The 568-nt window shown below is 60.7% G+C and carries 1 protein-coding gene; it reads left to right on the plus strand.

Annotated features, from left to right (window positions below):
• A partial coding sequence (locus AC1DVH_RS32505) for a tyrosine-type recombinase/integrase (RefSeq protein ID WP_477757225.1) occupies window positions 1-568 on the plus strand: 568 nt, incomplete at both ends.

Raw genomic sequence — 568 nt, forward strand, 5'->3', positions numbered from 1 at the left:
AGGTTCGACCGTTTCGAAGTGGGTCACGACCGGTGAGTTGCTGACCTGGTACGCCGAGCGCATGGCGCGTGATCGCAGCTTGTCCGAGAAGCGCAAGAAGACCGGCGCCTCGATGATCAAGTGCCACCTCATGCCGCGCCTCGGTGATCTGCCACTGACCGATATCGACAAGGCCACCCTCGACAGCGACCTGATGTGGCCGCTGCAAGAAAGCATTTCCATCGACTACGTACGTTCGGTGTTCCAGTTGCTGGCCCTGTCCTTTCGGCAGGCGTTCAAGCTGGGTCTGATTTCGTCAAACCCGATGATGGCCATCAAGTTCAATGACTTCTCCAAGGCCAAGATCGGCATCAAGCCGTCTCGGTTGCGCGGCACCCAGCTGCAAGACCTGATGACGCGCTTGCTCGGTGCGATGGCGAACAACCCGGGGGATGGTCTGTTGGCGTTGCTGATGCTCTGCCACGGCACGCGGATCGGCGAAACCCGGCAGGCACGCTGGTCACACATCAGCCTGGCCGAGCGCGAGTGGTTCATTCCTGCCGAGCACACCAAGACCGGCGTCGAGCAT

The sequence above is a fragment of the Pseudomonas sp. P4_C3 genome (genome assembly GCF_056402075.1).